This is a genomic window from Acidovorax sp. GW823-FHT02H02, assembly GCF_058797075.1.
Map to the genome: position 1 here is coordinate 163,863 of NZ_JBXAJH010000006.1, position 19,153 is coordinate 183,015.

Consider the following 19,153-nt stretch of genomic DNA (forward strand, 5'->3'; position numbering starts at 1 on the left):
CGACCATGATGCAACGACGACGCCTCGTACTGCTGGCCAGCGCAGCCGCCGCCTTCTCACCACTGCCCGCCTGGAGCGACACCTGGCCCGGCAAGCCGATCCGCATGATCGTGCCCTTTGCGCCAGGCGGGGCCACCGACGTTGTTGCGCGCCTGGTGTCCGAGCGCCTCTCGGTCGCGCTTGGCCAGCCGGTGGTGCTCGACAACCGCGCCGGCGCCAACGGCATCATCGGCACCGATGCGGTGGCGAAGGCTGCGCCCGACGGCTACACGCTGCTGATGACCACCGGCGGCGCGCAGACCGTCTCGCCCAGCCTGTACCCGATGCCCTACGACTCCATCAGGGACCTGACGCCGATCAGCATGGTCGCCACGCTCGGCACCATGATCGTGGTGCACCCGTCGGTGCCGGCCAAGACGCTGCAGGAGTTCATCGCACTGGCCAAGGCCCAGCCCGGCAAGTTGAACTACGCGGCCGGCTCGAGCCTGCTCCACCTGGTCAGCGAGACCTTCAAGCTGGCCACCGGGACCGACATCGTCGCGATCCCGTACAAGGGCACCGGGCCACAGCTCGCGGCGGTGCTCGCCGGCGAGACCTCGATGACCATCGACCCCTTCACCGCGGTGCAGCACGTGAAGAGCGGCAGGTTGCGAGCGCTGGCGGTGTTGTCGCGCAAGCGCTCGTCGCTGCTGCCCGACGTGCCGACGCTGCAGGAGGCGGGCGTGTCCGGCGTCGATCTCGACGCCTGGGCGGGCATGCTGGCACCGGCCGGCACGCCGGCCCCGGTGGTCAACCGGCTGCACGCCGAGATCGCCAAGATCGTCGCGCTGCCCGATTTTCGCGAGCGGCTGGCCACGTTGAACTACGAACCGGCGGGCACCACGCCGGAGCAATTCGCGCAGCTGATCGCCACCGACACCGCCAAGTGGGCCAAGGCGGTGAAGGCGACCAACTTCAAGGTGCAATGAAGATGCTGAAACGACGCGAGGCGCTGCTGGCAGGTGCCTGCATGCTGGCGGCCGCGCCGGCGGCGGCCGACACCTGGCCGTCCAAGCCCATCCGGCTGGTGATTCCGTTCGCGCCTGCCGGTCCGTCCGATGTGCTGGCGCGCATCGTCGCGCAGAAACTGGGCCCGTCCCTCGGCCAGGGCGTGGTGCCCGACAACAGGCCCGGTGCGAATGGCATCCTGGGCACCGACGTGGTGGCCAAGTCGGCGCCCGACGGCTACACGCTGCTGATGACGGTGGGCAGCGCGCAGACGCTGGCGCCCAACCTCTACAAGCTGCCCTATGACGCGCAGAAGGACCTGGTTGCGATCAGCAACTTCGCGACGCTGAAGACGATGATCGTGGTGCACCCCTCGGTGCCGGCCAAGACGCTCCAGGAGTTCATCGCGCTGGCCAAGGCGAACCCCGGCAAGTACGACTTCTCCGCCGGCACCAGCCTGATCCAGCTCGTGGGCGAGAGCTTCAAGAGGGCCACCGGCACCCACATCGTCGCGATCCCCTACAAGGGCACCGGGCCGCAGCTCGCGGCGGTGCTCGCCGGCGAGGTGGCGATGACGATCGACCCGTTCACGGCGGTGCAGCACGTCAAGACCGGCAAGCTGCGCGCGCTGGCGGTGCTGTCGGACAAGCGCTCCCCCGTGCTGCCCGAGGTGCCGACGCTGCTCGAATCCGGCGTGCGTGGCGTGGAACTGAGCTCCTGGATCGGCCTGATGGCCCCGGCCGGAACGCCGCGCCCGATCATCGACCGCCTGCATGCGGAAATGGTGAAGATCGTCGCCACGCCGGACGTGAAGGAGCGCCTGGCCGGGATGAACTACGAACCGGTCGGCGACACGCCGGAGCAGTTCGCCGCGGCGATCGCCGCCGAGACGACGCGCTGGGCGAAGATCGTCAAGGAGACCGGCTTCAAGCCGGAGTGAGCACCGGCGCGCCGAATGGCGCGCCGCATGCCGCGCCAATCAACGGCGCGGCACGGCCCCGTACTCAGCCCGGCAGCTCGAGCATCGCCTTGGCGAGGATGTTGCGCTGGATCTCGCTGGAGCCGCCGTAGACGGTGGCCGGCCGCGACGCGAAATACTGGTTGGCGATGTGCATCTGCGTGCCGTCGGCCGTCGTCGAAGCGTCGAGCGTCGCATCCTCGGCGTCCGCCTCGAGCAGCAGGTCGGTCACGCGCTGCATGGCCTCGGTGATCCAGATCTTCAGCATCGACACCTCGGGGCCCAGCTCGCCGCCGCGGCGCAGCACGTCGACCATGCGCACGAACGACGCGCCCAGGTCCTCGACGTCGAGCCGCAGCTCGTCGTAACGCGCGCGCGCCGCCGGCTGCTGCAGCAGGCCACGCGCCTTCATGAGGCGGTGCAGCAGTTGCAGCGGGGCCTTCGCGAGCCGCGGGTTGCCGATCAGGATGCGCTCGTTGCCCAGCAGCGACTTCGCCATCGTCCAGCCGCGGTTGAGGCCGCCGACCAGGTTCTGCCTGGGCACCCGCACGTTGTCGAAGAAGACCTCGCAGAACTCCGAGCTGCCGGTGAGGTTGCGGATGCGCCGCACCGTGATGCCGGGGGTCTTCATGTCGGCGAGCAGGAAACTGATGCCGTCCTGCTTCTTCGCCTCAGGATCGGTGCGCACCAGCATGAAGATCATGTCGGCCTCATGCGCGAACGAGGTCCAGATCTTGTGGCCGTTGACGACGAACTCGTCACCGTCGAGCACGGCCTTGGTCCGCAGGCCCGCCAAGTCGGAGCCCGCGCCCGGCTCGGAATAGCCCTGGCACCAGCGCAGCTCGCCGGCCAGGATGCGCGGCAGGTAGTTGCGCTTCTGCTCTTCGGAGCCGTAGCGGATCAGCAGCGGCCCGAGCATCGTGATGCCCATGTTCGTTGCGATGGAGATGCCATGGCGGTCGAACTCTTCAGCCATCGCCAGCTGGTCGTAGGCTGACAGCCCCATGCCCCCGTGTTCGGTGGGCCAACCCGGCGCAGCCCAGCCCTTCTCCGCCAGCTTGCGCTGCCACGACACGGTCTCCTTGATGCCCATGCGCGTGGCCGGGAAGCGCCATTCGGGCGGGAAGTTCGCCGCCAGGAAGCTGCGGACCTCGCCGCGCAGCGGGTCGCCCGATTCCGCCTCCTCGCTCGGGTCGCCCGCCCGCTCGCCGTAGCGGCGGCGGTGCGTCGAGGCGTCGCCCAGCCAGGCGGCGAGCACCATCGCACGCTTGAGGAACAGGCCGATGTTGCACTCGTCCGTGTAGCCGATGCCGCCTTGCAGTTGCACGCAGCCCTTGGCCACCTTCAATGCGGCGTCGGAGCAGCGCGCCTTGGCTTGGCTGGCAGCGAGCGCACGCTCGTCGGCGTTCTCGCTGGCGTCGAAGCGTTGCGCGCTCCGGCGCACCACCCCCCGCGACAACTCCACCAGCACGAACATGTCGACCGCGCGGTGCTGCAGCGCCTGGAAGCTGCCGATCGGCTTGCCGAACTGCTCGCGCACCTTGATGTAGTCGACGGTGATCTCCAGCGCCTGCGCCATCACGCCGAGCAACTCTGCACTCGCGGCGAGACGGCCTTCGTCGAGCACGCGCTCGAGCGCAGCCGCCGCCACCGCCGCGCTCGCGACCACGGCACGTGCCGGCACCGCCGTGAGCGTCAGTTCGCTCCAGGTGCCGCCGTCGACCCGCGTCTGGGAGCGGATGGCCAGGCCCGGCGCATCGCGGTCCACCAGGTACAGCGCACAGCCATCGGCTGCAGTGGCCGAGACGATGAATGCGTCGGCCGTCTCGCCGATCGGCACGAAGCACTTGCGGCCGTCGAGCACATGCCCGCCCTGGCGTTGCGTCGCCCGCGTCGCGTCCGGTTGCACCGACTGGCTGCCGGCCGCTTCCTGCCAGGCCAGCGTGGGTGTCCACTCACCGGCGGCCAAGCGCGGCAGCAACTCCTGCTTCAGCGGCTCGTTGTCGCCGGCCAGCAGCGCACCGCCGGCCAGCAGCGCCGCCGCGGTCAGCGGCTCGGGCGCGAGCGCGCGGCCGTGCTGCTCGAGCAGCAGCGCGAGCTGCGCGAAGCCGAGCTGCATGCCGCCGACGCTCTCGGGGAGCCGGCAGCCGGTCCAGCCCATCTCGGCCAGCTCGCGCCACGCGGCAGGGTCGTAGCTCGGCGACTGGCCGCGCAGGCCGCGCACGCGGCGGTACTCGGGGTCGCGCGAGGAATAGGCGGCCGCGGCGTCGCGCACCATGCGCTCGTCGTCGCTCAGCGCGTCGATACGGGAACTCAGGTCAATCATCGAATCAACTCCATCAACGGGTCTTGTCTTCGCTCGCCAGCCGGTCCCAGTCGAAGCGCGGCGGCTGCTTGGCCAGAAAGCGCTCGACGGCCTCCTGGTGGTAGGGCAGCGTCTTCACGGTCGCCGAGGCGAAGCCCTCGAGCTCGCCCATGAGCCGCTCGTCGCTCTGGAACGACTGGTTGAGCAGCGTCTTCGTGACGCCGATGCTCTCGGTCGGCGCGTCGCGGAAGCGGCCGGCGATCGCCATCGCGGCCGACATCAGCGACTCGGGTTGGTGGACCTCGAACACGATCCCCAGCGACTTCGCCTCGTCGGCGTCGACGACGCGACCGGTGAACATCAGCTCCTTGGCCTTGTGCAGCCCGACCGTGCGCGGCAGCAGGTAGATGGCGCTGAAGTCGGGCACCAGGCCGACGCGCACGAAGGCCTGGCAGAAGCGCGCGCGCGGCGTGCAGACGATGAAGTCGGCCGCCAGCGCCAGGCTGAAGCCGGCGCCGTAGCAGACGCCGTCGACGGCCGCGATCACCGGCTTCTCGAGGCCGACGAACTGCGGCAGCCAGGCCTGCACGTCGCGGATGGTGTTGCGCCCCTCGGCCGGCGTGCGCGCCGTCACCGGCTTGCGCATGCCGGAGATGTCGCCGCCGCCGCAGAAGTTGTCGCCGGCGCCGGTGACGATCAGCGCCTTCAGCGACGGGTCGTGCGCGAGCACCGGCATCAGCGACGCCAGCTCGTCGCGCATCTGCACGCTGAGCGGGTTGCGCTGCCTGGGGCGGTTGAGCGTGAGCAGGCCGATGCCGTCGTGCAGCTCGTATTGGATGGTTTCGTAGTTCATGGGGCGTCCTCAGGCGGGGTGGCGATCGATCTTCTTCCAGCCCAGCTCGTCCATGCCGAGCAGGTTCTTCTGGATGTTGGCGGAGCCTTCGCCGGTGCGCATCACGCGCGCGCAGGTGAAGTAGCGGAACACCGGGAACTCGCGCGCGAAGCCGAAGCCGCCGTGGATCTCCAGGCACTTCTCGGTGACGTTCATCACCGCCTCGCCGGCGAAGTACTTGGCGATCGACGCCTCGCGCCCGAAGGTCTCGCCGAGCTCGGCCTTGGCGGCCGCGCGGTAGATCAGCAGCCGCGCCGCCTCGGTCTGCGCCAGCATCTCGGCGATGGTGTGCTGCACCGCCTGGAACTCGCCGATCTTCTTGCCGAAGGCGACGCGGTCGTTGGCGTACTGCACCGCCATGTCGAGGCAGGCCTGCGCGATGCCGAGTCCGCGCGCCGGCACGCACACGCGGCCGTAGTGCAGCGTGCTCATCGCGAGCTTGAAGCCCTGCCCCTCCTCGCCGAGCAGGCTGCCGGCCGGGATCTCCACGTCCTGGAACGAGAGCTCGGCGGTCGGGATGCAGCGGGTGCCGATGTCGGCCTCGATGGCCTTGGCGCCGAAGCCGGCGAGGTCCTTGGTCTCGACCAGGAAGGCCGACACGCCGGCGTGTCCCTGGTCCGGATCGGTCTTCGCGAACAGCAGCACCAGGTCGGCCACCGAGCCCAGCGTGATCCACATCTTGCTGCCGTTGAGAACGTAACGGTCGCCCTTGCGCACCGCGCGCGTCTTCATGGCGGCGGCGTCGGAGCCGCCACCCGGCTCGGTCAGCGCGAAGCAGCCGATGGTCTTGCCCGCGAGCAGCGCCGGCACGTACTTGCGCTTCTGTGCCTCGGTGCCGAAGCGGTAGATCGCCATCGGCACGTTGACGCCCTGGTTGTTGAACGGCATGCCGCTCTCGATCGAGGCGCGCATCATCTCTTCCATGATGAGAACCTGGGCGACGAAGCCCATGCCGCTGCCGCCGTACTCCTCGGGGAACAGGCAGCCGAACATGCCGGCGCCCGCCATCTTCTCGATCAGGTCGCGGTGGAACACGCCCTCAGCCTCGCGGCGGCGCCAGTTGGGGGCGATCTCCTTGCGCGCGAAATCGATCGCCATCTCGCGGGCGGCGGCCTGATCGGGCGTGAGTCGGAAGTCCATGCGATCTCCTTCGGGTGTCAGTCGACCTTGAAGCCGGTGTCCTTCACAACCTTGGCCCACTTGGCGGTCTCGTCGACCGACAGCCGCATCAGCTGCTCGGGCGTGCCGCCGACCGGGATGTAGTTCAGCGACAGCAGCCGCTCGCGCACGTCGGGCATCGCGACGATCTTCACGACCGCCTCGCTCAGCGTCTTGATGATGGGCTTGGGCGTCGCCCCCGGCGCATACAGCGCGAGCCACGAGTTGAGCTCGACGCCGGGGTAGCCAGCCTCGGCGATGCTCGGCACGTCGGGCAGGCTGGGGAAGCGGTTGGCCGACATCACCGCCAGCGGGCGCACCTTGCCGGTCTTGATGTGCGGGATGGCGGTGAACGGGTCCATCGTCATTGCGACCTCGCCGCTCAGCACGGCCGACAGCTGCGGCGAGGTGCCCTTGTACGGCACCGCGACGATGTCGGTGCCGGTGGCAGCCTTGAAGGTCTCGACGAACAGCTGCAGCCCGCTGGTGCCGTAGGCGTAGTTCAACTTGCCCGGCTGCGCCTTGGCGAGCGCGACGAACTCCTGCACCGTCTTCGCCGGCACCGAGGAGTTGACGACCATCAGCACCGTCGCGTTGATGACCTGGCTGATTGGCGCGAGGTCCTTCAGCGGGTCGTAGGGCATCTTGTAGAGGCTGGGGTTCAGCGTCTGCGCGCTCGCCACCGTGAGCAGGATCGTGTAGCCGTCGGGCGCGGCCTTGGCGACCGTGTCGCCGCCCAGCATGCCGTTGGCGCCGGGCCTGGAATCGACGACGACGGGCTGCTTCAGCACCTGCTGCAGCTTCTCCGCGACGATGCGCGCGAGCACGTCGGTCGTGCCGCCGGGCGCGAAGGGCACCACCATGCGGATCGGCTTGGCGGGGTAGTCCTGGGCACGCACGCCGGAGGGCAGCAGCGCGGCGGCGAGCGCAATCAGTGCGACGCACCGGCGCGAGAGGGTCGTGAAACGCATCATGGGGCTCCTTCGGGTGGGTATCAGTGCTGGCGCGGCACGATCAGCGCGTCGAGCGCGATCCCTCCCTCGCCCGCCGGCAGCACGACGAACGGATTGATGTCGATGCTGTCGATGTGCTCGGCGTTGTGGGCGGCGAACACCGACACGCGGGCGATCGCCTCGGCGAGCGCGGTCTCGTCGGCCGGCGGCTGGCCGCGCAGCCCGGTGAGCAGCACGCGGCCGCGCACCTCGTCGATCATCGCCCGCGCCTGCGACACGCCGAACGGCGCGACGCGGAACGCGACGTCCTTGAAGGCCTCGACGAACACGCCGCCGAGGCCGAACATCACGACCGGCCCGAACACCGGATCCCGGTTGACGCCGATGATCGTCTCGACGCCGCCCTTGACCATCGGCGCGACCACGGCGCCGTCGAGCCGGGCCTCGGGGGCGCGCTCCGCCATGCGCTTCATCAGCGTGCGCCAGCCCTCGCGCAGCTGCGCCTCGTCAGCAAGGCCCAGCAGCACGCCGCCGATGTCCGACTTGTGCTGGATGTCGACCGAGGCGATCTTCAACGCCACCGGGTAGCCGAGCTGGGCCGCCGCCTTCGCCGCGGCGTCCTGCGTGGCGGCCAGCACCTCGCGCACGACCGGGATGCCGGCGCTCGCCAGCACGGCCTTGGCCTCGACCTCGTTGAGCGCCGTCGCCGGCACCGGCAGCACGCCCGCGGGGAGCGCGGGCGGCGCGTCGGCGGCCCGTGCGCGCGCCGACTCGCGGGCAAAGCGCACCAGCGCGCTGGCGGCGCGCACCGCGCGGGTCGGCTCGTCGAACACCATCACGCCGGCGGCCTCGTAGAGCTTGCGCACCTCCGGCGTCGCGAGCATGGAGATGATGATGGTGCGCTCCGGAAAGCGCGCCAGCACCTTCTTCAGCTGCTGCAGCAGCTCGTCGCTCAGGCTCGGCACCTGGCCGACGCTGGACAGGAAGGCCACCACGACGTCGTAGCCGCCCTCCTCCAGCATGATGTTGAAGTTCTTCTCGAACAGCGTGACGTCGTTGACCAGCTGCGCCGTCATGTCGACCGGATTGCGCGGGCCGGCGAAAGGCAGGATCTCCTTGAGCCGCCGCTGCGCGTCGTCGGGCATCGGGGCGACGTCCATCCCGTGGTCGGCCGCCGCATCCGCCATCAGCGCGCCGACGCCGCCCGACACCGTGAGCAGGCCCAGCCGGTTGCCCTGCGGCGGCTTGCGCGCGAGCGAGCAGGCGTAGGCCACGTCGAACAGCTCGTCGATGGTGCGCGCGCGGTAGACGCCGTACTGCCGGAACAGACCGTCGTAGACCTGGTCCGATCCGGCCAGCGAGGCGGTGTGCGAGGCGGCGGCGTGCGCGCCGGCCTCGGAGCTGCCGACCTTCATGATGACGATGCGCTTGCCGCGCTCGCGGGCGATGGTCAGCGCGTCGACCAGCCGCGCCTTGTCGGTCACCGCCTCGACGTAGCCGACGATCACGTCGGTGTCTTCGTCATCGGCATAGAAGCGCACGCAGTCGGCGAAGTCCACGTCGCTCTGGTTGCCGGTGGTGACCCACAGGTTCAGCCCAAGCCCGCGCTGGCGTATCAGCGACAGGCAGTAGCCGCCGAAGGCCCCGCCCTGGCTCACCAGGCTGATGCGCCCCGGCACCAGGCCGAAGCCGGCCGCGCTCGGCGTGAAGGTGCCCAGCAAGCCGCGCCGCACGTTGATGAGGCCCATGCAGTTGGGCCCGACGACGCGCATGCCCGTGCGCCGCGTCAGCTCGGTGATCTGGCGCTGCCATTCCAGCCCCTGCCCGCCGATCTCGGCGAAGCCCGCGCTCAGCACCACGGCGCCGCCGACCTTCTTGCGCGCGCAATCCTCCAGCGCCGCCAGGACGTGCGGCGCCGGCACGGCGACGATCGCCATGTCGACCGGCCCCTCGATGGCCTCGGCCGTCGGGTAGGCTTTCAGCCCCTGGATCTCCTGGTGCTGCGGATTGATCGGGTACAGCGCGCCGTCGAAGTGCGTGGACTTGATGAAATCCAGCGGCCGGCCGCCAATCTTGCGGGGATCCGACGAGGCGCCGTAGAAGGCGACCGAGCGCGGATGGAACAGGCGGTGCATGGCACTTTCGCGGATGTCGGGCATGGGGTGCAGGAGGTGATGGGCTGACGGACGAGCGCTTGCGCGGACAATCGCGACCGCCACCCCGGCGCGGGCCGCGGTGGCGTGTCGCTGCGGCGCGCGGCTCAGTGGATCGACAGACCGCCGTCGACGCCGATCAGCTGGCCGGTGACATAGCTCGCGCCGGGCGAGGCGAGGAAGACGAACACCGGCGCCAGCTCGGCCGGCTCGGCCCAGCGGCCGAGGGGCACGCGCTCGAGGTACGCATCCTTGAAGCGCGGGTCGGTGCGGATGGTCTCGGTCATCGGCGTGGCGGCGCCCGGGGCGACCGCGTTGACGACGATGTTGTAGCGCGCCAGCTCCTTCGCCGCCGACTTGGTGAAGCCGAGCAGGCCGGCCTTGGCCGAGCCGTAGTTGATCTGGCCCAGCGTGCCGAGGATGCCCGCGGTCGACGTGACGTTGATGATCCAGCCCTGCTTGCGCTCGATCATGCCGTTGATCACCGCCTGCAGACAGTTGAAGCTGCCGGTGAGGTGCACCGCGATCACCTCGTCCCACTGGGGGATGGTCATGCGGTGCAGCATGGCGGTGCGGGTGACGCCGGCGTTGTTCACCAGGATCTCGACCGGGCCAAAGGCCTCGTTGACCTGCTTCACGGCGGCGTCGACCTGCTGGCGGTCGGACACATCGCAGGCGAAGGCCTGGGCACGGCCGCCGCGCTCGCGGATGCCGGCGGCGACCTTCTCGGCAGTGGCGATGCGCAGGTCGACGACCGCGACCATTGCGCCTTGCGCGGCGAACGCCTCGGCGACGGCCGCCCCGATGCCCTGCCCGGCGCCGGTGACGAAGGTCACGCGGTCCTGCAATGCCTGTCCACTGAACATGTCTCGCTCCTTTGAAATGGGATGCGAACATTCTAGGCAACCGTGCGGATCAAGGAATGCCGTTCGTATTTAGGAACACGTGGCCTTCCCGGCGCACCTGTCGTACGATCGGGCCTTCTCCGCTGCACGCTGCCACCGTACGCCATGCCCACTCAACCCAAGCAGAGCAAGCCCCAGCGGGAAGCCGACGAGCCGCTGGCCAATGGCGCGGTTGCGCTCGACACCGGACCGCGCTCGCTGATCCGGACCTTGCGCATTCTCGAGCAGCTCGCAGCGGCGCCCCAGGGGGCCACGCTGGCCATGCTGAGCGTCGAGCTGCAGTCGCCCAAGAGCAGCCTGCTCGGCCTGCTGCGCCCGCTGTGCAGCTACGGCTACATCGTCAATACCGCAGGCCGCTACGTGCTCGGCCCGGCCGCCTACCGGCTGGGTCTGTCGATCATGCCGACCGTGTCGATCTCGCGCATCGCGACCCCGATCATGCGGGAGCTGGTCGAGCGCTGCGGCGAGACCGTGCTGGTCGCGGTGCTCGACCGCGAGGCGGGCACCGCCGTCTACGTCGAGAAGATCGAAAGCACGCAGTCGATCCGCTACACGGTGGCCATTGGCACGGCGCGGCCACTCTATTGCTCGGCGGCGGGCCGCGTGTTGCTGGCCCACGCCGACGAGGAATACATCGAACGCTACCTGCGGCGCGCCGTGTTCCCGCCGCTGACACCGCAGACGCTGACGCGCGCCGCCGACCTGCGGCGGCTGCTGCCGCAAGTGCGCGAGCAGGGACTGTCAGTCACTATCGGCGAGGTGTCGAGTGATGTCGCCGGCTTCGCCGCGCCGATCTTCGATCACCAGGGCCGCGTGATCGCCGCGCTCGCGATGGCGGCGCCGGTCAGCCGCACACGCGCCAACCCGCAGCACTTCGCGCGCCAGATGCGCGAGGCGGCGGACAGCATTTCCTTCGGCTTCGGCCATGCCGGCGCAGCGCTGACGATGCCGCCCGGGTCGGACGTGGGCGCGCCCGAACCGGCGCCCGCCCGCTCCGCACCCGAGAAGCGCCGCCGAGTGTCCGCCGCCACCGGCTGAACGGGCCGATCTCGCGGGCACCTCGCCACTGCCAGCCGACCCCGATCGCGGTCGCGGTCGCGGCCGATGGTCGCGCTCGCGCCCACTTTCAACCACAGGAGACCAGCAAGACATGACGATCAAAGGCAAGGCCTGCATCGCAGGGGTGTTCGAGCACCCGACGCGCAAGGCCGTCGACAAGTCGGTGGTGCAGTTGCACGCCGAAGTGGCCAAGGGCGCGCTCGAAGACGCCGGCCTCAGCAAACACGACGTCGACGCCTACTACTGCGCCGGCGACGCGCCCGGGCTGGGCCCTCTCAGCATGGTCGACTACCTCGGTCTGAAGGTGCGGCACATCGATTCGACCGACGTCGGGGGCTCCTCGTACCTGGTACACGTGAGCCACGCCGCGCAGGCCATCGCCGCCGGCAAGTGCAACGTCGCGCTGATCACGCTGGCCGGCCGCCCGCGCGCCGAGGGCCAGGCCACCGGCACCGCGCCCCGCAACTTCGGCGCCACCGCCGACACGCCGTTCGAGTTTCCGTTCGGCTCGGCCACCGTCAACATGTACGCGATGGCCGCGATGCGCCACATGCACGAGTACGGCACGACCAGCGAGCAGCTCGCGTGGATCCGCGTGGCCGCGTCGCACCACGCGCAGCACAACCCGAACGCAATGCTCCGCGAGCTGGTGACGGTCGAGGACGTCGTCAACTCGCCCCTGATCGCCGACCCGCTGCACCGGCTGGACTGCTGCGTGGTGAGCGACGGCGGAGGTGCGCTGATCGTCACGCGGCCCGAGATCGCGCGCAGCCTGAAACGCCCGGTCGTGAAGATCCTCGGCGCCGGCGAGGCGGTGAAGGGCCAGATGGGCGGCAAGGTGGACCTCACCTACTCGGGCGCGGCCTGGTCGGGCCCGATCGCCTTCGAAGAGGCGGGTGTCAAGCCGGCCGACATCCAGTATGCATCGATCTACGACAGCTTCACCATCACCGTGCTGATGCAGCTCGAGGACCTGGGCTTCTGCAAGAAGGGTGAAGGCGGCAAGTTCGTCTCCGACGGCAACCTCATCTCGGGCGTCGGCAAGCTGCCGTTCAACACCGACGGCGGCGGACTGTGCAACAACCACCCGTCGAACCGGGGCGGCATGACGAAGGTGATCGAGGCAGTGCGCCAGCTGCGCGGCGAGGCCCATCCCGCAGTGCAGGTGCGCGACTGCGGCCTGGCACTGGCGCACGGCACCGGCGGCTCGCTCGGAACCCGGCACGGCAGTGCCACCCTCATCCTGGCCAAGGAGTAACGCGATGACCGTCAAGGAAAGAAAGATCCCGTCCCCCACCGCGTACCCGGAGACCGAGGCGTTCTGGAAGGCGGCCGGCGAAGGCAGGCTGCTGGTCAAGCACTGCAACGCCTGCGGCGAGTACCACCACTTCCCGCGCTCGCTGTGCCCGTTCTGCTTCAGCGAGCAGACCGAGTGGCGCAACGCCTCGGGCCAGGGCGTGATCTACAGCTACAGCGTGATGCGCCGCGTCGAGGTGCCGTACGTCATCGCCTATGTCACGCTGGATGAAGGCGTGACGGTGATGACCAACATCGTCGACTGCGATCCGGAAGCGGTGCGCATCGGCCAGCGTGTCAAGGTGAAGTTCCAGGCGACCGACGGCGGCCCGCCGGTCGCGATGTTCACGCCGGCGTGATCGAAAGAGCAGACAGCACAGGCAGCGGATGAAATCCCGTCTTCCGCTGCTGCTCGGCGCCGTCGGCATCAGGACTACCCCACCCGCCCGGAAGAGGGACCCTGCGCCATGTCGCGCACTTGCAAAAGTGTGCCGAGCGTCATAGCCGACGGCCGGGCCCGCCGGGCCCCGCCGAACGGCACCCCGCCGCCGCTCCTCAGCCCGGCAGGTTCAGCACGCTCTTCGCGATGATGTTGCGCTGGATCTCGTTGGAACCGCCATAGATGGTCGACGGCCGCGCGTTGTAGAACGGCGAGAGGATGTCGATCGCCGCGTCGCCGAAGGCTACCTCGCCCTCGATCGCCCCGGCGTCACCTCCCGCCTCCAGCGTCAGCTCGGTGATGCGCTGGAAGGTCTCCGACGCGAAGATCTTCAGCAACGAGACGTCGGGGCCCAGCGTGCCGCCGCGCTTGACGATGTCGGCGAAGCGGCCGTAGGCCGACGTGAGGTCCGCCACGTTCAGCTTGAGCTGCGTGAAGCGGTCCATGAAGGCGGCGTCGGCGCTCAGCCCGCGCGCCTGCACGATGCGCTCGAGCCGCTGCAGCCCGGTCTGCGACAGCTTGGGGCTGCCGATCGAGATGCGCTCGAACCCGAGCAGTGCCTTGGCGATGGTCCAGCCCTGGTTGGGCTGGCCGACCAGCCAGCGCGCCGGCGTGCGTACCTTGTCGAGGAACACCTCGGCGAAGTGCTCGCTGCCGTTCAGGTTGCGGATCGGCCGCACCGTGATGCCGGGCGACTTCATGTCGACCAGCATGAAGCTGATGCCCTCCTGCTTCTTCGCCTGCTTGTCGGTGCGCACGAGTACGAACATGTGCGTCGCGTCCATCGCAAAGCTGGTCCAGATCTTGGAGCCGGTGATCACGTATTCGTCACCCTCCAGCACGGCCTCCGTGCGCAGACTGGCCAGATCGGAACCAGCGTTCGGCTCCGAGTAGCCCTGGCACCAGATGTACTCGCCGCGCAGACTGGGCGGCAGGAACTCGCGCTTCTGCTCCTCGGTGCCGAAGCGGATCAAGAGCGGGCCCAGCATCGTGATGCCCATGTCCGGCGTGCGGGCGACGCCGTGCTTCTCCTGCTCCTCGATGAAGGCGAGCAGCTTGCCGGGCGACAAGCCCATGCCGCCCCACTCCCGCGGCCATGCGGGCGCCGCAAGGCCCTTCGCGTACAGCTTGCGGTACCAGTCCTTGCATTGCGCCCAGCGCAGGAAGTGCGCCGGAAAGCGGATCTCCTCGGGGTACTCGGTGCGGAAGAAGTCCGCCACCTCGCGTCGGAAGGTCTCGTCGTCGAGGGCGTCCCAGTCCATGTCAGCCATGTCGTTGTGGTCCTTGTCAGGCGGTGGCATGCGCCGGTGCGAGCGCGGCGTAGCGGCGGCGGTGGCTCGCGCCGTTGCCCAGCCAGGCCGACAGCACCATCGCGCGCTTCAGGTACAGGCCGATGTCGCATTCGTCGGCATAGCCGATGCCGCCGTGGATCTGGATGGATTCGCGGCCGATGCGCAGGCCGGCATCGGAGCAACGCGACTTGACGCGGCTGGCCCACAGCGCGAGTTGGCCGTCATCGCCGTCCAGGTGCAGCAGTGCGTCCGCGAGCACCGAAACCGCCAGCTCCTTCTCGATGAACAGGTCGACCGCGCGGTGCTGCAATGCCTGGTAACTGCCAATCGGCTTGCCGAACTGCACGCGCGTGCGCATGTACTCCAGCGTGATGTCGAGCGCGCGGCGCATCACGCCGACCAACTCGGCGCCCGCCATCACGGTCGCGGTGTCGACGGAGCGCTGCAGGGCGGCTGCCGCCACCGCGGGCGAGGCGACACGCTGCGCGTCGGAGACCTTGACGCCGTCGAGCACCAGCCGGCCGCTGCGCGAGCCGTCGGCGCGCCGCTCGAACGAGCGCTGCAGGCCGGCCGCGCCCTGGTCCACCCAGTACACTGCCGGGCCGTCCGCGCCTTGCGCGCTGACCAGGTAGCCGTCGGCCTCGGCCGGCACGGCGAAGCGCTTTTCGCCGCGCAGCACGCCACCCTCGACGCGGGTGGCGATGTCCAGCGGCTCGACGCCGCCGTGCGATTCCTGCCACGCCAGCGCCGGCAGCACGTGCCCGAGCGCGATCCCGGGCAGCAGCTCCGTCTTGAGCGCGTCGTTGTCGCCCTGGACCAGCACGCCGGCGGCCAGCACGGCGACCGCGTTCAGCGGCTCGGGCGACAGCGTCTTCGCGAATTCCTCCAGCACCGTCGCCATCTCGCCGAGGCCCAGCCCCAGGCCGCCGTGCGACTCGGGGATCAGAATGCCGGTCCAGCCCAGGTCGGCAAGGCTGCGCCACACCGCCCGGTCGTAGCCGGGGTCGCTGCCGCGCAGCGCGCGCACGCGGGCGATGCTGGTCTCGCGGGCGGCGAAGCTCAGCGCCGCGTCGCGCAGCATGCGGTGGGTGTCTTCGCCGGTCTCCACCGGGTCACCAAAGGTCGCCGCCGCCATCACGCAGCCTTCGTTGCGGCGGCGTCCGCCGGGGTAGCGTGCGTGCGGACGACGCCATCGCGGCGCAGATGTTCGATGGTGGCGGCGTCGTAGCCGGCGGCCGCGAGGATCTCGGCGGTGTGCTCGCCAAGCATCGGCGGGGCCCGCTTGACGGTGCGCTGCTCGCCGTCGAAGGTGACCGGCATCGCCACCGTCTTCATCGCGCCCGAGATCGCATGCTCGTACTCCATCACGATGCCGCGCTCGGCGGTGTGCGGCATGGCGAGCACGCGGTCCAGCGAATGGATGGGCGAGTTCGGCACGCCGGCTTCGTCGAGCAGCTTCGCCCACTCGGCGACGGTTTTCTGGCGGGTGCGCTCGCTGACCCGCGCCACCGTCTCGTCGAAGTGCCTGACGCGGTCGCCGTTGGTCCTGAACTTCGGATCATCGGCCATCTCCGGCATGCCCGCGGCGCGGCAGTAGCTGCGGAACAGGCTGTCGTTGCCGACGGCGATCAGGATCTCGCCGTCCTGGGCCGGGAACACCTGGTAGGGGCACAGCGACTCGTGGCTGGTGCCGCAACGGGCCGGGGTGCGACCGGTTTCCCAGTAGATCTGCGAGGTGTAGCCGAGGAAGGCCATCGCCGTCTCGTACAGCGACACCTCGAGGAAGCGGCCCACGCCGGTCGCGTCGCGCTCGCGCAGTGCAGCGAGGATGCCGAAGGCGGCCCAGATGCCGGTGGTCTGGTCCAGCGGCGAGAAGGCCGCGCGCACCGGGCCACCGTTCTTCTCCCCGGTCACGCTCATGATGCCGCTGAAGGCCTGCACCATCAGGTCGTAGCCCGGCAGGTGCGACAGCGGACCGGTGCGGCCGAAGCCGGAAATGCTCGCGTAGATGAGGCGCGGATGGCGCTTGCGCACCGCCTCGTGGCCGAGGCCCAGACGGTCCATCGCGCCCTTGCGGTAGCTTTCGATCATCACATCGCTGTTTTCCAGCAGGCGCATCACGACTTCGCGGCCGGCGGCGGTCTTCAGGTCGACCGCGATGCTTTGCTTGTTGCGGTTGGCGCTGAGGAACACCGCGCCGTCCTCGCCGATGACGGGCGGCCAGCGGCGTGTGTCGTCGCCGCCGTCGCTGGGCTCGACCTTGATCACGGTCGCGCCGAGGTCAGCCAGGTACTGGCCGCACATCGGGCCCGCGAGGACCTTGCTGAGGTCCAGCACGCGAACGCCGGCTAGCGGCGCGAAGGGTTTGGAAGCTTGTTGGGGCGTCATCGGAGGGTCAGCGGGGTGGATTTCAGGGACGGTGCCCGGCCTGCTCGAGCTCGCACGAACAGGAAGGAACGGATCGGCTCCATCGGCGTCCTCAGTAGGACTTGGGCAGACCGAGCACCTTCTCGGCGATGTTGCACAACACCAGGTGCGGGCTCACCGGCGCGATGCGCAGGATCATCACCTCGCGCAGGAAGCGCTCGACGTGGTACTCCTTGGCGTAGCCGAAGCCGCCGTGGGTCAGGATCGCGGTCTCGCAGCACTTCACCGCTGCTTCGGCGGCCAGGTATTTGGCAGCGTTGGCCTGCGGGCCGCATTGCAGGTCGCGGTCGTACAGGCTGGCAGCGCGAAAGGTCATCAGGTGCGCCGCTTCGAGCTCGGCCCACGAGATCGCCAGCGGGTGCTGGATGCCCTGGTTCTGGCCGATCGGGCGGTCGAACACGACCCGCTCCTTGGCGTAGCGGGTGGCCCGCGCCAGTGCGGCGCGGCCGATGCCGACAGCTTCGGCCGAGACCAGCACCCGCTCCGGGTTCATGCCGTGCAGGATGTACTGGAAGCCCTTGCCTTCCTCGCCGATGCGGTCGGCCACCGGCACCGGCAGGCCGTCGATGAACAGCTCGTTGGAGTCGACCGCCTTGCGGCCCATCTTGTCGATCTCGCGCACGTCGACGTAGTTGCGGTCGAGCTTGGTGTAGAACAGGCTCAGGCCGTCGGTCGGTCTCTTCACTTCCTCGGCCGGCGTGGTGCGCGCGAGGATCAGCATGTTGTCGGCCACCTGCGCGGTGGAGATCCACACCTTGCGGCCGGAGATCAGGTAGCGGTCGCCGTCGCGCACCGCGCGCGTCTTCAGCTTGGTCGTATTGAGTCCGGCGTCCGGTTCGGTCACCGCGAAGCAGGCCTTCTGCTCGCCGCGGATCAGGGGCGGCAGGAAGCGCTGCTTCTGCTCCTCGGTGCCGAACACCACGACCGGGTTGAGACCGAAAATGTTCATGTGCACCGACGACGCGGCCGACAGGCCGCCGCCCGCTTCCGCAATGGCCTGCATCATCACCGCCGCTTCGGTGATGCCGAGGCCGGCGCCGCCGTATTCCTCCGGCATCGCGATGCCCAGCCAGCCGGCGTCCGCCACCGCGCGATAGAACTCTTCCGGGAAGCCGCCCTCGCGGTCCTTGCGCAACCAGTAAGCATCGTCGAAGCGGCTGCACAGTGCCAGGATCGCCTCGCGCAACTGTGTCTGTTCGGGGCTGAATTCGAATTCCATGGGGGGTCGGCCGCCTGCGGCTGGTTGGGTTGGCGTGGATTCTACGGCGTCGTGCGGAAATCAGAATCTCGTTCGTCTTTTGGAACGCCGTCTTCGTTTGCCCGTCAGACTAACAGTTGTTCGAAATACCAGCCGGGCCACCGCATCGCCGCGTAGTCCCGCGTCGCGGCCATGCACGGCTGGGGCGACCTGCTGGCCATGCACATCCCGGCGCGGGTGCCGCCCAGCGCGACCACTTCCTGAACGATCCCTGTGGTCTGCTGTTCGAGGAGATCACGGCTTCGAACCTGGTCAAGGTCGACGCGCACTGCAACATCCGCAGCCAGACCGAGCGCATCATCAACCGGCCGGTTTCGTGATCCACAGCTGCCCACGTGGCGCGCCAGGACATGGACTGCGTGATCTGCACTGGGGCAGGCGCCCACGATGCCCCTGTTAGCATTGCCACAGCGCTATCACCTAACTAGCGAGCGAAATGGCCTCCAGGACCCCCTCTTCCCCCTCCACGCTGAACGAAGTTGAATCGGCCACGCGCGAGCGGATCCTGCTGGAGGCCGCGCGGCTGTTCCGCCATCATGGCTACGCCGCGACCACGCTGCGCGAGATCGCCGATGCCGCGAACATCAAGGCAGGCAGCATCTACTACCACTTCGCCTCGAAGGAGGAGATCCTCGGGGATGTGCTCGACAAGGGCATCCAGGCAGTGGCGGACGCCGTGCGCGAGCGGATTGAGGCGCTGCCCGCGGATGCCAGCTTCCGCGACCGCATCGCGGCGGGGATCGAGGGCCATTTGTGGGGACTGCTGCATCACGGCGACTTCACCTCGGCCAACATCCGCATCTACGGCCAGATCCCGGCCAGCGCGAAGAACCGCCATCGCGTCGTGCGGCGCGCTTACGCCGACCTGTGGGACAGCCTGTTCGAAGGTGCGATGGCGAGCGGCGAGCTGCGCAGCGACAGCAGCACGGCGGTGATCCGCCTGTTCGTCATCGGCGCGCTGAACTGGACGGTCGAGTGGTACAACCCGCAGCGCGGTTCGTTCCAGGACTTCTCGCGCCAGCTTACCGAGATCGTCTTCGACGGTGTGCTGGCGCGCGGCACCGCTTAGCC

Annotated in this window: 17 protein-coding genes; 7 read left to right on the forward strand and 10 right to left on the reverse strand. The window is 69.3% G+C overall.

Annotation, left to right across the window (positions count from 1 at the left end):
• The first annotated feature begins 5 nt into the window (after positions 1 to 5).
• On the forward strand, positions 6 to 968 hold the full coding sequence (locus AC1RDS_RS08935; protein ID WP_492226807.1) for a Bug family tripartite tricarboxylate transporter substrate binding protein: 963 nt from the start codon (positions 6 to 8) through the stop codon (positions 966 to 968).
• Complete coding sequence (locus AC1RDS_RS08940) at positions 965 to 1,927, forward strand: Bug family tripartite tricarboxylate transporter substrate binding protein (RefSeq protein WP_492226808.1); 963 nt, start codon at positions 965 to 967, stop codon at positions 1,925 to 1,927. Before AC1RDS_RS08935 ends, AC1RDS_RS08940 begins: the two co-directional genes overlap by 4 nt.
• A 64-nt stretch (positions 1,928 to 1,991) precedes the next feature.
• Here AC1RDS_RS08940 and AC1RDS_RS08945 read toward each other — a convergent pair whose 3' ends face one another.
• From AC1RDS_RS08945 to fabG, 6 genes are all read right to left on the reverse strand, one after another.
• A complete protein-coding gene (locus AC1RDS_RS08945) occupies positions 1,992 to 4,271 on the reverse strand; it encodes an acyl-CoA dehydrogenase family protein (protein WP_492226809.1) in 2,280 nt (759 codons plus the stop codon).
• Positions 4,272 to 4,284: 13 nt separating this feature from the next.
• A complete protein-coding gene (locus AC1RDS_RS08950) occupies positions 4,285 to 5,103 on the reverse strand; it encodes an enoyl-CoA hydratase/isomerase family protein (protein WP_492226810.1) in 819 nt (272 codons plus the stop codon).
• 9 nt (positions 5,104 to 5,112) lie between these two features.
• Positions 5,113 to 6,282 carry an acyl-CoA dehydrogenase family protein gene (locus tag AC1RDS_RS08955; protein WP_492226811.1) on the reverse strand — a complete coding sequence of 390 codons (1,170 nt, stop codon included), beginning with the start codon at positions 6,280 to 6,282 and terminating at the stop codon, positions 5,113 to 5,115.
• A gap of 17 nt (positions 6,283 to 6,299) precedes the next feature.
• Complete coding sequence (locus AC1RDS_RS08960) at positions 6,300 to 7,271, reverse strand: Bug family tripartite tricarboxylate transporter substrate binding protein (RefSeq protein ID WP_492226812.1); 972 nt, start codon at positions 7,269 to 7,271, stop codon at positions 6,300 to 6,302.
• A gap of 23 nt (positions 7,272 to 7,294) precedes the next feature.
• On the reverse strand, positions 7,295 to 9,412 hold the full coding sequence (locus AC1RDS_RS08965; protein ID WP_492226813.1) for an acetate--CoA ligase family protein: 2,118 nt from the start codon (positions 9,410 to 9,412) through the stop codon (positions 7,295 to 7,297).
• A 101-nt stretch (positions 9,413 to 9,513) separates the two neighbouring features.
• Positions 9,514 to 10,272, reverse strand: a complete 759-nt coding sequence (fabG, locus tag AC1RDS_RS08970) for a 3-oxoacyl-ACP reductase FabG (protein WP_492226814.1) — start codon at positions 10,270 to 10,272, stop codon at positions 9,514 to 9,516.
• A 144-nt stretch (positions 10,273 to 10,416) separates the two neighbouring features.
• On the opposite strand from fabG, the gene AC1RDS_RS08975 reads away from it, so the two are divergent.
• The 3 genes from AC1RDS_RS08975 (at position 10,417) to AC1RDS_RS08985 (ending at position 13,025) form a co-directional block, all read left to right on the forward strand.
• On the forward strand, positions 10,417 to 11,349 hold the full coding sequence (locus AC1RDS_RS08975; protein WP_492226815.1) for an IclR family transcriptional regulator: 933 nt from the start codon (positions 10,417 to 10,419) through the stop codon (positions 11,347 to 11,349).
• A gap of 112 nt (positions 11,350 to 11,461) precedes the next feature.
• A complete protein-coding gene (locus AC1RDS_RS08980; protein WP_492226816.1) occupies positions 11,462 to 12,628 on the forward strand; it encodes a thiolase family protein in 1,167 nt (388 codons plus the stop codon).
• A 4-nt stretch (positions 12,629 to 12,632) separates the two neighbouring features.
• Positions 12,633 to 13,025: a Zn-ribbon domain-containing OB-fold protein gene (locus AC1RDS_RS08985; protein WP_492226817.1), complete on the forward strand. Its 393-nt coding sequence runs from the start codon at positions 12,633 to 12,635 to the stop codon at positions 13,023 to 13,025.
• Positions 13,026 to 13,221: 196 nt separating this feature from the next.
• Here the strand turns inward: AC1RDS_RS08985 and AC1RDS_RS08990 are convergent, their stop codons facing one another.
• The 4 genes from AC1RDS_RS08990 to AC1RDS_RS09005 form a co-directional block, all read right to left on the reverse strand.
• Positions 13,222 to 14,376, reverse strand: a complete 1,155-nt coding sequence (locus AC1RDS_RS08990) for an acyl-CoA dehydrogenase family protein (protein WP_492226818.1) — start codon at positions 14,374 to 14,376, stop codon at positions 13,222 to 13,224.
• 16 nt (positions 14,377 to 14,392) lie between these two features.
• A complete protein-coding gene (locus tag AC1RDS_RS08995; RefSeq protein WP_492226819.1) occupies positions 14,393 to 15,532 on the reverse strand; it encodes an acyl-CoA dehydrogenase family protein in 1,140 nt (379 codons plus the stop codon).
• A complete protein-coding gene (locus AC1RDS_RS09000; RefSeq protein WP_492226820.1) occupies positions 15,532 to 16,785 on the reverse strand; it encodes a CaiB/BaiF CoA transferase family protein in 1,254 nt (417 codons plus the stop codon). The genes AC1RDS_RS08995 and AC1RDS_RS09000 overlap by 1 nt, the downstream gene beginning before the upstream one ends.
• A 91-nt stretch (positions 16,786 to 16,876) precedes the next feature.
• Entirely contained in the window at positions 16,877 to 18,043 is a 1,167-nt protein-coding gene (locus AC1RDS_RS09005) for an acyl-CoA dehydrogenase family protein (RefSeq protein WP_492226821.1), read from the reverse strand.
• 116 nt (positions 18,044 to 18,159) lie between these two features.
• Here AC1RDS_RS09005 and AC1RDS_RS09010 point away from each other — a divergent pair, with 116 nt between their 5' ends.
• A complete protein-coding gene (locus AC1RDS_RS09010; RefSeq protein WP_492226822.1) occupies positions 18,160 to 18,402 on the forward strand; it encodes a hypothetical protein in 243 nt (80 codons plus the stop codon).
• Positions 18,403 to 18,518: 116 nt separating this feature from the next.
• Positions 18,519 to 19,151: a TetR/AcrR family transcriptional regulator gene (locus AC1RDS_RS09015; protein ID WP_492226823.1), complete on the forward strand. Its 633-nt coding sequence runs from the start codon at positions 18,519 to 18,521 to the stop codon at positions 19,149 to 19,151.
• The last annotated feature ends 2 nt before the right edge of the window (positions 19,152 to 19,153 follow it).